Origin of the sequence: Comamonas thiooxydans, assembly GCF_002157685.2 — a bacterium.
Lineage (GTDB): Bacteria > Pseudomonadota > Gammaproteobacteria > Burkholderiales > Burkholderiaceae_C > Comamonas > Comamonas testosteroni_H.
Genome location: NZ_AP026738.1, coordinates 87,104 through 99,358, shown reverse-complemented (window position 1 = coordinate 99,358; position 12,255 = coordinate 87,104). Strand labels below are relative to the sequence as shown.

The following is a 12,255-nucleotide window of genomic DNA, read 5'->3' as shown; positions in this document are numbered from 1 at the left end:
TGGCCCGCGCATGATGGCTCACTCATGTCTGTCACTTCCGCTATCTCTTCTCCCTCGCCCCGCAGCGCCTTGGGCCCTGTCGGCCTGGTGCTGGCCGCCGCCATGCTCTGGGGCACCACGGGCACGGCGCAGCATTTCGCGCCTGCACAGCTCTCGCCCTACTGGGTGGGCGGCCTGCGCATGGTCATGGCCGCGCTGTTCTTTGGCGCGCTGGCGCTGCTGCTGGACCGAGGCCATGCGCGCCAACCCATGCGCTGGGCGCGTATCGTGTTCTGCGGCCTCTGCATGGCCATCTACAACCTCAGCTTCTTTGCCGGCGTCAAGGCCAGCGGCGTGGCCCTGGGTACGGCGCTGGCCATAGGCAGCGGCCCCATCTGGGCCGGCCTGATGCAGGCCGTGGTGCAAAAGCGCATGCCTAGCGCCCAATGGTGGCTTGGCACCTGCACCGGCGTGGGCGGAGGCATTGTCATGGCGCTGGCTGCCACCGACAGACAGCATCTACCATGGGCGGGCATGGCCCTGTGCCTGCTGGCCGGCCTGTCCTATGCCGCCTATGCGCTGGTCAACCAGGCGCTGGTGCTTCAGGCGCGTGTGGCCACGGTCAATGCCTGGGTGTTTGCCTGCGCAGCCCTGCTGTCGCTGCCCGTTTCGGCCTGGCTGGGCGGGCCGCTGCAGATCAACGCCGGCGGCTGGGCCGTGGTGATCTATCTGGGCATGGTCGCCACGGGGCTTGCCTATCTGCTGTTCTCCGTGGGCCTGCGCGGCATGTCTGCCGCGACTGGCGTGGCACTGAGCAAGGCCGAGCCGATCACCGCTTTTGCACTGTCTTTGCTGGTGGTCGGCGAGCGCCCCGCCTGGTGGTCCGTGCTGGGTCTGCTCGGCGTGATCGGCGGCCTGTGGCTGGTGGTGCAGGCAGAGCGCAAGACTGCAGAAACCGTCTGATCCGAGGCGAGACTGCAGCTCGCATAGACTTGGCGCTCATGCACGCCCTCATCTCATCCCTGCGCCTGCCCACCACCCGCAACTGCCTGCTGCCCGCACTGGTCTGCGCTGCACTGATGCACGCGCCAGCGCAGGCTCAGGTGGAGGTAGGCAAGGCCTCGGTGATGCGCCAGCTGGTACCGGCCGAAACGCTGGAAAACTCTGCGACCCAGCAGTACCAGGAGCTGCTGCAAAAAGCCAAGGCTCAGGGTGCGCTGGCAGACGCTGGCAACCCGCAGCTGCAACGCCTGCGCGGCATTGCCCAGCGCCTCATTCCCTATGCCGCGCAATGGAACCCGCGCGCCGGCCAATGGCGCTGGGAGGTCAATCTCATAGGCAGCAAGCAGATCAACGCATTCTGCATGCCCGGCGGCAAGATCGCCTTCTACACAGGCATCATCGACCAGCTCAAGCTGACGGACGACGAGATCGCCATGATCATGGGCCATGAGATGGCCCATGCCCTGCGCGAGCATTCGCGCGAGCAGTTGGCCAAGAACCAGGCCACCAGCATAGGCATATCGCTGGGCGCGCAATTGCTGGGTCTGGGCGATATCGGCAATGCCGCGGCACGCCTGGGCGGGCAATTGCTCAGCCTCAAGTTCAGCCGCAATGACGAAAGCGATGCCGATCTGGTCGGACTGGAGCTCGCTGCCCGCGCCGGCTTCAACCCGCAGGCCGCCGTGAGCCTGTGGCGCAAGATGGGCCAGGCCACGGGCGAAGGCGGCATAGGCTTTCTCTCCACGCACCCGACAGGCCCCGATCGCATCCGTCAGCTGGAGGGCAATGTGCCGCGCGTCATGGGCTTGTATGAACAGGCCCGCAGGCGATAAGCCTGTGCGATACAGCGGCTGAAAACCCGCTTTGCTTCGGCCATGCGGCGCTCTATATTGGCCTGTGACAAGCGCACAGCTACAGGAGTTTTCGCATGCAGGCCCTGGACACCCATGACGTCTTCAACCAGTTCGATGAGCTGACCGACTTCGATCTGCTGCAGGCCGACACGGCCTTGCAGGAAGTGCTGCAACGCCAGCAGGCCCAGGGCTTTGTTCCGGCCCTGAGCCGCTTTGCGCAACAGCTTGGCCAGAAGCACACCTGGGAGCATGCCGAACTCGCCAACCGCCACACACCCGAGCTGCAGCGTTTTGACGCACGCGGACGTGTGCTCGATGCCGTGGAATTCCACCCCAGCTGGCATCGCCTCATGGAGCTGTATCGCAAACAGGGCCTGATCTCCTTGCCCTTTGAGAGCCAGAGCAGCGGTCGCTGGAGCGCCTGGGCCGCCGGCTTTTACCTGCACGGCCAGGTGGAGCAAGGCACGCTATGCCCAGCCACCATGACCACGGCTGCCATCCCCGTGCTGCAAAAAGAGCCCCGGCTCTGGAGCCAGTTGCAGGCCCAGTTGTTCAGCCGCGAGTACGACGCACGCGATCTGCCCTTGAGCCAAAAAAAATCCATCTGGATAGGCATGGGCATGACGGAGAAACAAGGCGGCTCGGACGTGCGCGCCAACACCACGGTGGCACGCCCCGTGCATGAGGGCGGCCGCGGCAGCGAGTATCTGCTGCGCGGCCATAAATGGTTTTTCTCGGCCCCCATGTGCGACGCCCATCTGGTGGTGGCTCGCATGGCCACGGCAAGCGGTGAGCTCGGCGGTCATGCCTGTTTTTTCGTGCCGCGCTGGCGCCCTGATGGAAGCAAGAACCCCGTGCGTGTGCAGCGCCTCAAGGACAAGGTCGGCAACCGCAGCAACTCCAGCTCGGAAGTGGAACTGCAGGACGCCTGGGGCATTCTCATGGGCGAGGAAGGCCGAGGCATTCCCACCATCATCGAAATGGCCAGCTACACGCGGCTGAACTGCGTGCTGGGCAGCGCGGCCATTTTGCGCAGCGCAACCGTGCAGTCGATTGCCTATGCGCGCCAGCGCTCGGCCTTCGGCAAACATCTCGCGGATCAACCGCTGATGGCCACCGTGCTCGCGGACCTGGCCCTCGAAAGCGAAGCCTCCATGCAGCTCGCCATGCATCTGGCTCAGGCCTATGAGCTGGAGGCCGAAGGCGATCTGCTGGCTCGCGCCTGGAAGCGCATCATGACTCCGGCCGCCAAGTTCTGGGTCTGCAAGCGCTCGGTGGAGATCACGGGCGAAGCCATGGAGATCTTTGGCGGCAACGGCTATGTACAGGACAGCATCGTCGCGCGCCTGTTCCGCGAAGCGCCGGTCAACTCCATCTGGGAAGGTTCGGGCAATGTGATGTGCCTGGACGTGCTGCGCGCCATGGGCCGAGAGCCCGAGGCCACGCGCCTGCTGTTGCAGGATCTCGGCGATATGGCTGCCGGCCAGCCCCTGTTGACGTCCATGGCGCAATCGCTGGCCAAACGCCTGTCTGCTTCCCCCGAAGCGCTGGAGCCGCAGGCCCGCCGACTGGTGCAGGACTTGTGCCTGCTGGCCCAGGCCTGCCTGCTGCACCGGCACGCGCCCGCCCCCGTGGCCGATGGCTTCATACACACCCGCCTGGGCGCACAAGGCGGGGCCATGGTGGCCGGAGCGTTCGACCCTGCGGGGCTGGACATGGCGGCCATTGTGGAGCGCGCCCTGCCCGTCTGAATCCGCTCAGGCAGCGACCAGTGTCTTCAGCTGCCTGAAGCTTTGCGCCAGGCTCTTGCCGCTGGTGTCCAGCACATGGTCGGCCTTGGAATAAAAGGCCGATCGGCCGTCCAGAATCCGGCGCAAATCATCCATGGCCTCGGGGTTGGCCGCCATGGGCCGCGTGTCGCCCTGGGCCACGACACGGCTCATATGCTCATCGGGCTGGGCCTGCAACCAGACCGTGGTGCAATGGCTGAGCAGTTCGTTGAAGGTTGCGGGGTCTGACACGATGCCGCCCGGGGTGGCTATCACCACGTCGCTGTAGATCTGCACGGCCTCTTCGAGTGCACGGCGCTCGTAGCGGCGATAGGCTCCTGCGCCATAGAGGTCATAGATCTCGCGCACGCTGCAACCCGCGACGCGCTCGATTTCCTGGTTCAGTTCCAGAAACGGCACATTCAGCTGCTCCGCCAGCATGCGCCCCAGCGTGGACTTGCCCGCGCCACGCAGGCCTATCAGGGCAATGCGCGAAGCCCGGTGCGGATCGCCCATGGGCGCCGTTCCAAGAATCTCTCCGGCGGCCAGTCGCACGCGCTTCAGGTCGGCCTCGCTGCGGCCTTCCAACAGCTCGCGCAGCAACAGCCATTCGGCACTGGCCGTCGTCACATCGCCCAGCAGCTCGGCCATGCTGCACTGAAGTGCATTTGCAATCTGCTGCAGCACCAGGATGGAGACATTGCCCGTGCCGTATTCGAGATTGGCCAGATGGCGCTCGGACACCACGGCCGCCGAAGCCAGCCCGCGGCGCGTGAGACCGCGGCGCGCACGCAGATTGCGCACCCTCTCGCCCAAGGCCTGCAGCAGCGGGCTTTTGCCCGCTTCATCCCCTTCCGCAACCGACGCGGATGCCATGTCTAACTGATCCATAAAGCTCCTCAGAGGCCGTGAATGATAAACAGTCGGGGTTAACGCGAATCATGCAATATATTGCTTGACACTGCATTGTCTCGTATTTATCTTTTGTTTGCACGCACAATATTGCATGTTTCGCCGAAGATTTGATGCTGATCAGAACAGCACTTCAGGAGACCCCCATGACTGAGTTACTGGCCAACCATGTTGCTGGCCGCTGGCAAACCGGCAGCGGCCCGGGCAGTTTGTTACGCGACCCGGTACTGGGAGCCGAGCTGGTGCGTGTCGATGCCACAGGGCTCGATCTGGGCGCCGCCTTTGCCTTTGCACGCGATACCGGCGGCAAGGCGCTGCGCGCGCTGAGCTATGCGGAGCGCGCCAGGCTGCTGGCCGATATTGCAGCCGTGCTGCAAAGCCGGCGTGACGCGTATTACGAGATATCCACCGCCAACAGCGGCACTGTCAGAAACGACACCGCCGTCGATGTGGACGGCGGCATCTACACCCTGAACCAATACGCCAGATGGGGTGCAGCGCTCGGCGATGCGAGGCATCTGAGCGACGGCGAAGCCGTGGCGCTGGCCAAGGACGGCGTTTTTCTGTCGCGGCATATCCAGGTCCCGACGCGCGGCGTGGCGCTGTTCATCAACGCCTTCAACTTCCCGGCCTGGGGGCTGTGGGAAAAAGCGGCACCGGCCCTGCTCTCGGGCGTGCCCGTCGTCGTCAAGCCGGCCACGGCCACCGCCTGGCTGACCCAGCGCATGGTCAAGGATGTGATCGATGCCGGCATATTGCCGCCGGGCGCGCTGTCCATCGTCTGCGGCAGTGCCGCCGGATTGCTGGATCAGCTGCAGCCCATGGATGTCGTCTCGTTCACGGGGTCTGCGGACACGGCAGCGACCATCCGCTCTCACGACGCCATCACCCGACATTCGGTGCGCAGCAATATCGAGGCCGACAGCGTGAACTGCGCGCTGCTGCTGCCCGGCCATGGCCCGGACAGCGAAGCCGCCGCCTTGCTGGCACGTGAAGTGGTGCGCGAAATGACGGTCAAATCCGGCCAGAAATGCACGGCCATACGCCGCGTGCTGGTACCGCAAGCTCTGTACGACGATGTGGCCCAGGCCGTCGGTGCGCAGCTGGCGAAGATCGCCGTGGGCAACCCGCGCAATGACGCCGTGCGCATGGGATCTCTGATCAGCCGAGAGCAGTACGACAGCGTGCAGCAGGGCCTGGGCCGCTTGCTGGAACACACGACGGCCCTGCATGACGGCCGGCGCAATGCGCTGATCGATGCCGACCCGGCGACTGCTGCCTGCGCCCAGCCCGTGTTGCTGGGCACTCAAGACCCCGATGGCTGTGCACTCGTGCATGACATGGAAGTCTTTGGCCCCGTGGCCACTCTTCTGCCCTACCGTGACCTGGCCCATGGCCTGGCACTTGCACATCGCGGCCAGGGCTCGCTGGTCTGCTCGGTCTACGGTGATGACGACCAGGCCCTGGCCGCTGCCGCCACCGAGCTCGCCGCCAGCCACGGCCGCGTGCATGTGGTCACGCCCGCTGTCGCCAGGCTGCATACGGGCCACGGCAATGTCATGCCCCAGTCCCAGCATGGAGGTCCGGGCCGCGCCGGTGGCGGCGCCGAACTCGGCGGCCTGCGGGCACTGGATTTCTATCATCGCAAAAGCGCCATACAAGCTGCACCGCAGGTTCTGCAGGCACTGGCCGAAACGACGGGAGCATGAGCCATGACCGACTTCAGCCAAGCCTTCAACTTTGCCCAGCATCTGTTTGATCTCAACCAGGGGCGCGGTGACAAAAACGCCTACACCGATGACCAGGGCACGCTCAGCTATGCCCAGTTGCAGGAGCAGGCGCGCCGCCTGGCCCACGGCCTGCTCGCTGCCGGCATCCATCGCGAGGAGCGCGTGCTGCTGGTCATGCACGATATGCGCGAGTGGGTGATCTCCTTTCTCGGAGCCATGTACGCAGGCGTGGTGCCAGTGGCGGTGAATACCTTGCTCACTGCTGCCGACTACGCCTATATGCTCGAGCATTGCCGTGCGCAGGCGATTTTCACCAATGGCGCGCTGGTTGCCGTGGTGCAGCAGGCCCTGGAGCAGGCGCAGCACGAGGTCAACCATATCTGGGTCGCCAGGCCCGATGAAGCACCGCAAGACCTGCCGCCGGCCTTCGAGCCGCTGCAGCCCTGGCTGCAGCAACAAGCGCCGCTGGCCCATGCCGCCAGAACCATGGGCGACGACCCCGGCTTCTGGCTGTATTCCTCGGGCTCTACCGGCAAACCCAAGGGCGCAGTGCATACCCACGCCAACCCCTACTGGACGGCCGAGCTGTATGGCAAGCCGGTGCTGGGCCTGAGTGAAAGCGATGTCTGCTTTTCCGCCGCCAAGCTTTACTTCGCCTACGGTCTTGGCAACGCCCTGACATTCCCCCTGAGCGTGGGCGCCAGCGTGGTGCTGATGGCCGAGCGCCCCACGCCGGAAGCCACCTTCAGGCGCTGGACCGAACACCAGCCCACGGTGTTCTTCGGCGCGCCGACGGGCTTTGCAGGCATGCTGGCTCACACCGCCCTGCCGGCACGCGAGCAGGTCAGCCTGCGCATGTGCTCCTCGGCCGGTGAAGCCCTGCCGGCCGAGATTGCCCAGCGCTTCAAGACCCACTTCGGCGCCGATATCGTGGACGGCATCGGATCCACCGAAATGCTGCACATCTTCATCTCCAACCGCCCGGACGACATACGCTACGGCAGCACGGGAAAACCTGTACCAGGCTATGTGGTGGAGTTGCGTGGCGAGGACGGCCAGCCCGTGGCCGATGGCGAGATTGGCGACCTCTACATCAAGGGCCCGAGCGCGGCCCTGATGTACTGGGCCAACCGCGACAAGACGCGCGACACCTTCCAGGGCGCCTGGCTCAAGAGCGGCGACAAATATGTGCGCGATGCCGACGGCTACTACACCTATGCAGGCCGCAGCGACGACATGCTCAAGGTCAGCGGCATCTATGTCTCGCCCTTCGAGGTCGAATCCACGCTGCAGCAGCACCCTGCCGTACTGGAGGCGGCCGTGATCGGCGTGACCGACGAACAGGGCCTGACCAAGACCAAATCCTATGTGGTGTGCAAGCCCGGACAGAGCGCCAGCGAGGCCGAACTCAAGGCCTTTGTGAAGAACCGGCTGGCCGCCTACAAATACCCGCGCTTCATTGAATTTGTCGATGAGCTACCCAAGACCGCGACTGGAAAGATCCAACGCTTTCGTTTGCGTGAGCTGGAATCCAAGCCACGCTAATTGCTTATCGCAAGGTTGCAAGAAGCTATCAAAACAGTAGTCAGAAACTAGGGCAATCGCTGGTATTGCTTTAAACCTAAAGTTGTTAGAGTGCGCTCGTGCATCAGTGCGAACCCCAGCACCACAGCCAGTCATAACCGTTGATCTGAGAGTAAGCCGGCATTCGTCCATCAACCAGCAGGAGACAAGCATGAGCAAGCAACGGGCAATATGGAGCGCAATCGCACTGGCTGCCGCCGCAAGCGGCAGCAGCGCCATGGCGCAGGAGAAGATCAAGGTCGGCTTCATGCTGCCTTTCAGTGGCACTTATGCAGCCCTGGGCGTGGCGATCGAGAACGGCTTTCGCATGCAGGTAGCCGAGCAAGGCGGCAAGCTGGGCGGGCGCGAGATCGAATACTTCAAGGTCGACGATGAGTCAGATCCCGCCAAGGCAACGGACAACGTCAACCGCCTCATCAAGCGCGACAAGGTCGATGTGATCATCGGCACCGTGCACTCCGGCGTGGCCATGGCCATGGCCAAGGCCGCCAAGGAAAGCGGCACCGTGCTCATCGTTCCCAATGCGGGAGCCGATGCAGTCACCGGCCCCATGTGTGCTCCCAATATCTTCCGCAGCTCCTTCTCCAACTGGCAGACCGCCTATCCCATGGGTTTGGTTGCCGCCAAGGAGGGCAAGAAGACCGCCATGACCATCACCTGGAAATACGCGGCGGGTGAGGAAGCAGTGAATGGCATGAAGGAAGGCTTCGAGAAAAGCGGCGGCAAGGTCACTAAGCAGCTGACGCTGCCGTTTCCCAACGTCGAATTCCAGGCTCTGCTGACCGAGATCGCAGCGGCCAAGCCCGATGCAGTGTTCTCCTTTTTTGCGGGCGCAGGTGCCGTGAAATTCGTCAAGGACTATCACGCCTCGGGCCTGTCCAAAACCATTCCGCTCTACGGACCGGGCTTTCTGACCGACGGCACGCTGGACGCCCAGGGCGAAGCCGCCCAGGGCATGCTGACCACGCTGCACTATGCCGACGAACTGGGCACGGCGCGCGATCAGGCCTTCCGCACCAACTACGCCAAGAACTACAAGCTGCAGCCCGATGTCTATGCCGTGCAAGGCTATGACGCAGCGCAGATGCTGGCCGTGGGTCTGAAGGCAGCTGGCGGCGACATCGGCAAGAAGGATGTCTTCCGCACCGCCATCGAAAAAGCCACGATTGCCAGCCCGCGCGGCGACTTCACCTTGAGCAAGGCGCACAACCCCGTGCAGGACATCTATCTGCGCAAGGTCGACGGCAAGGAAAACAAGAAGATCAGCGTGGCGGTGAAGGCGCTGGCGGACCCTGCCCGCGGCTGCCGCATGTAATAGACGCGGGCCCTGCCGCCCTGGATACGTCGCTGCTCTGCGCTTGCCGCACCTTCGGTGCCGGCCCCGGCAGAGCGCCTCGTCTCCAACGCGAATCCACGATTCGCCGGGCAGTGGATCCCGCTGTCCTGCCCCTCCCGCTTCAACAAGGATTGCCGTGGATCTCGCCACTTTTCTGGTGCAGTGCCTGAACTCGATTCAGTACGGACTGCTGCTGTTTCTGCTGGCCTCCGGCCTGACGCTGATCTTCGGCATCATGGGGGTGATCAACCTCGCCCATGGCAGCTTCTACATGATCGGAGCCTACGTGGCGTTCTCGCTGGCACCTTATCTGGGCCAGCATTTCATCGCCATGCTGCTGGTCGGCGTGGTGCTGGCCGTGGTGCTGGGCTATTTTCTCGAATGGGCATTCTTCAGCTTTCTCTACGAACGCGATCACCTGCAGCAGGTGCTGATGACCTATGGCCTGATTCTGGTGTTTGAAGGCCTGCGCGCCATCCTCGTGGGCAACGATGTGCATGGCGTGGAAAAGCCGGCCTGGCTGGCCGGCAGCTTCCCTCTCATGGGCATGATGCAATACCCCTGGTACAACGTGTTTGCCGCCGCCGCCTGCCTGCTGGTGGCACTGCTGATGTACTACACCGTCAACCGCACGCGCCTGGGCATGATGATTCGCGCCGGTGCCAGCAACCGCGACATGGTGCGCGGCCTGGGCATCAACATCAAGCGCCTGTACCGCATCGTGTTCGCCGTGGGCGTGGCCCTGGCGGCCCTGGCCGGCATGATCGCCGCGCCCATGAGTTCGGTCTATCCGAACATGGGCTCCAGCGTTCTCATCATCTGCTTTGTGGTGGTGGTCATTGGCGGCATTGGATCTATTACCGGAGCGCTGATTGCCTCGCTGCTGGTGGGCTTTGTGGATACCTTCGGCAAGGTGTTCTTCCAGGAACTCAGCGGCATGAGCATCTATCTGCTGATGGCCGTGATCCTCGTATGGCGCCCGGAAGGCCTGATGGGCAAAAGATGATGAAGCTTTGCGCCCTTCCTTCTCTTGCCACACGGGAGGAGAACAACACCTTCGCTGCGGGACAGCCCTTGCCCGGTGCCTCCTGCTTGGCACACGCCAGTTTTGCAAGCAGTGTCAAGGATCACTGATATGAGCGACACCTCCTATACGCCGCTGCCGCAATCCAATCAGGCCTATGCGGAAGCGCCGGCCGTCACCAACCAGAGCCGCCCCATTCGCGCCCAAAGCGTCTGGGTAGGGGTGGTGCTGCCGCTGGCCGCCGCAGTGCTGCTGGCGGCCGCCCAGCCCTTCTGGTCGGCCTATCTGTCCGATCTGGTCGTCAAGATCATGATCCTGTCCATCTTTGCTCTCAGCCTGCATATCCTGGTGGGAGGCGCGGGGCTGGTCAGCCTGGGCCATGCGGCCTACTTCGGTCTGGGTGCCTATGCGGCGGTGAAGGCCGCCGGCCAGGACGGCAGCAACTTTCTCGTCATGCTCGGCGCCGCAGTCGGCGTCTCGGGCCTGTATGCGCTGGTGGTGGGCGCCCTGAGTCTGCGCACCAAGGGCGTGTACTTCATCATGGTCACGCTGGCGTTCGCGCAACTGGCTTTCTTTGTCGTGCACGACGTGGGCTATTTCGGCGGCAGCGACGGCATCTACCTGATGCAGCGCCCGGCCATAGGTGCACTGGACATGGAAAGCAGCAGCACGCAGTACTTCGTGGTACTGGCCGCGCTGGTGCTGGTCTATGCCTTCATCGCCATGCTGCGCCACTCGCGCTTCGGCCATGCGCTGGCCGGCATTCGCGTCAACGAGCAGCGCATGCGCGCTGCCGGCTTTGCCACCTACGGCTACAAGCTCGCCGGCTTTGTGATTGCCGGTGCGCTAGCGGGACTGGCAGGCTTTCTGCTGGCCGCACGCGATGCCGTGGTCAACCCCGAGCTGCTGGCCTGGCACCACTCCGGCGAGGTCCTGCTGATGCTGATTCTGGGTGGCGTGGGCTCGCTGCGCGGTGCGGTGCTAGGCACCATCACCTTTGTGCTGCTCAAGGAGCTGCTGAGCACGCATGCCATCGTTGGCAATGCCGCGGACCACTGGCAGCTGACACTGGGCATCGCCATCATCGCGCTGGTCGCGCTGCTGCCCAAGGGCCTGGTCGGCATCAACGACAAATGGCAGAAGAAGGCAGCGGCGCAGACGGATAAGTCGCCAGCAGCCATCGAGCAAGGAGCAGACCGTGGTTGATACAGGCAAGGCTCTCAAGATGTCGGTGCGCGGCCTGACGCGGCGCTTTGGCGGGCTGGTGGCCGTGAACAATGTGGACCTGGATCTGCATCAGGGCGAGGTCCATGCCGTCATCGGCACCAACGGCGCAGGCAAGTCCACGCTGATCAATATGCTCTCGGGTGAGATAGCGGCCAGCAGCGGCAGTATTGCGCTTGAAGGCCGGGACGTCACGCAGATGCCGCAGCCGCAGCGCGCCAAGGCCGGCATCGGCCGCAGCTACCAGCGCACCACCATCTTCCCGGAGTTCACGGTGCAGGAGAACTGCCGGCTCACGGCCCAGGCCCAGGCGCTGCCCAGGCCCTGGCGCATCTGGGAGTCGGCCCAGCATTGCGCGGCCAGCATGCAGCGGGCGCAATCTGCGCTGCAGCGCGCCGGCCTTGCCCAGCATGCCGGGCGCATCGCCGGCAGCCTCAGTCATGGCGCCAAGCGTCAGCTGGAAGTCGCCATGTGCCTTGCCACGGCGCCGCGCGTGCTGCTGCTGGACGAGCCGCTGGCAGGCATGGGCGCCGAGGAGACAGAACGCATGCTGGAGCTGCTGCAGGAGCTCAAGTCCGCGCATGCCGTGCTGCTGGTGGAGCACGATATGGATGCCGTTTTCCGCATTGCCGATCGCATCACCGTCATGGTCAATGGCAGCGTGGTGGCCACGGGAACGCCCGATCAGATTCGCAACGACCCGGTCGTGCGCACCGCCTACCTGGGAGAGGAAGAGCATGCTTGACATACGGCCCCCCCTGAGCGGCGCTGCCGCTTCCCCCCCTCTCGCTTCGCGAGGGGGAGACGACACCTTCGCTGCGGGACGGCCCTTGCCCGGTGC

At 64.1% G+C, this 12,255-nt stretch carries 10 protein-coding genes; 9 read left to right on the top strand and 1 reads right to left on the bottom strand.

Annotated elements, in window-relative coordinates; all coding sequences use genetic code 11:
• Positions 1-69 precede the first annotated feature (69 nt).
• From CTR2_RS00430 to CTR2_RS00420, 3 genes are all read left to right on the top strand, one after another.
• Entirely contained in the window at positions 70-942 is an 873-nt protein-coding gene (locus CTR2_RS00430; RefSeq protein WP_087085781.1) for a DMT family transporter, read from the top strand.
• A gap of 38 nt (positions 943-980) precedes the next feature.
• Positions 981-1,814 (top strand): M48 family metallopeptidase, encoded by an 834-nt coding sequence (locus tag CTR2_RS00425; RefSeq protein WP_087085527.1) that lies wholly within the window; start codon positions 981-983, stop codon positions 1,812-1,814.
• Between the two features lie 95 nt (positions 1,815-1,909).
• On the top strand, positions 1,910-3,586 hold the full coding sequence (locus CTR2_RS00420; RefSeq protein WP_310222454.1) for an acyl-CoA dehydrogenase family protein: 1,677 nt from the start codon (positions 1,910-1,912) through the stop codon (positions 3,584-3,586).
• Between the two features lie 6 nt (positions 3,587-3,592).
• Here the strand turns inward: CTR2_RS00420 and CTR2_RS00415 are convergent, their stop codons facing one another.
• Complete coding sequence (locus tag CTR2_RS00415) at positions 3,593-4,495, bottom strand: helix-turn-helix transcriptional regulator (protein WP_087085528.1); 903 nt, start codon at positions 4,493-4,495, stop codon at positions 3,593-3,595.
• Positions 4,496-4,662: 167 nt separating this feature from the next.
• Between CTR2_RS00415 and CTR2_RS00410 the strand changes: the two genes are divergently transcribed.
• The 6 genes from CTR2_RS00410 (at position 4,663) to CTR2_RS00385 (ending at position 12,159) form a co-directional block, all read left to right on the top strand.
• Positions 4,663-6,225: a 3,4-dehydroadipyl-CoA semialdehyde dehydrogenase gene (locus tag CTR2_RS00410; RefSeq protein WP_087085529.1), complete on the top strand. Its 1,563-nt coding sequence runs from the start codon at positions 4,663-4,665 to the stop codon at positions 6,223-6,225.
• Between the two features lie 3 nt (positions 6,226-6,228).
• Entirely contained in the window at positions 6,229-7,791 is a 1,563-nt protein-coding gene (locus tag CTR2_RS00405) for a benzoate-CoA ligase family protein (protein ID WP_087085530.1), read from the top strand.
• A 190-nt stretch (positions 7,792-7,981) separates the two neighbouring features.
• Entirely contained in the window at positions 7,982-9,145 is a 1,164-nt protein-coding gene (locus tag CTR2_RS00400) for an ABC transporter substrate-binding protein (protein WP_087085531.1), read from the top strand.
• Positions 9,146-9,302: 157 nt separating this feature from the next.
• Positions 9,303-10,172 carry a branched-chain amino acid ABC transporter permease gene (locus CTR2_RS00395; RefSeq protein WP_046461729.1) on the top strand — a complete coding sequence of 290 codons (870 nt, stop codon included), beginning with the start codon at positions 9,303-9,305 and terminating at the stop codon, positions 10,170-10,172.
• A gap of 129 nt (positions 10,173-10,301) precedes the next feature.
• Positions 10,302-11,396, top strand: a complete 1,095-nt coding sequence (locus CTR2_RS00390; protein WP_087085532.1) for a branched-chain amino acid ABC transporter permease — start codon at positions 10,302-10,304, stop codon at positions 11,394-11,396.
• 19 nt (positions 11,397-11,415) lie between these two features.
• The gene (locus CTR2_RS00385) at positions 11,416-12,159 is read left to right on the top strand and encodes an ABC transporter ATP-binding protein (RefSeq protein ID WP_087085782.1); all 744 of its coding nucleotides are present in this window, start codon (positions 11,416-11,418) and stop codon (positions 12,157-12,159) included.
• Positions 12,160-12,255: the final 96 nt, after the last annotated feature.

Excerpts from the sequence above, each read along its gene's own strand:
- CTR2_RS00420 (WP_310222454.1), top strand. The coding sequence starts at position 1,910 with ATGCAGGCCCTGGACACCCATGACGTCTTCAACCAGTTCGATGAGCTG.
- CTR2_RS00405 (WP_087085530.1), top strand. The coding sequence starts at position 6,229 with ATGACCGACTTCAGCCAAGCCTTCAACTTTGCCCAGCATCTGTTTGAT.
- CTR2_RS00415 (WP_087085528.1), bottom strand. The coding sequence starts at position 4,495 with ATGGATCAGTTAGACATGGCATCCGCGTCGGTTGCGGAAGGGGATGAA.
- CTR2_RS00400 (WP_087085531.1), top strand. The coding sequence starts at position 7,982 with ATGAGCAAGCAACGGGCAATATGGAGCGCAATCGCACTGGCTGCCGCC.
- CTR2_RS00385 (WP_087085782.1), top strand. The coding sequence starts at position 11,416 with ATGTCGGTGCGCGGCCTGACGCGGCGCTTTGGCGGGCTGGTGGCCGTG.
- CTR2_RS00410 (WP_087085529.1), top strand. The coding sequence starts at position 4,663 with ATGACTGAGTTACTGGCCAACCATGTTGCTGGCCGCTGGCAAACCGGC.
- CTR2_RS00425 (WP_087085527.1), top strand. The coding sequence starts at position 981 with ATGCACGCCCTCATCTCATCCCTGCGCCTGCCCACCACCCGCAACTGC.
- CTR2_RS00390 (WP_087085532.1), top strand. The coding sequence starts at position 10,302 with ATGAGCGACACCTCCTATACGCCGCTGCCGCAATCCAATCAGGCCTAT.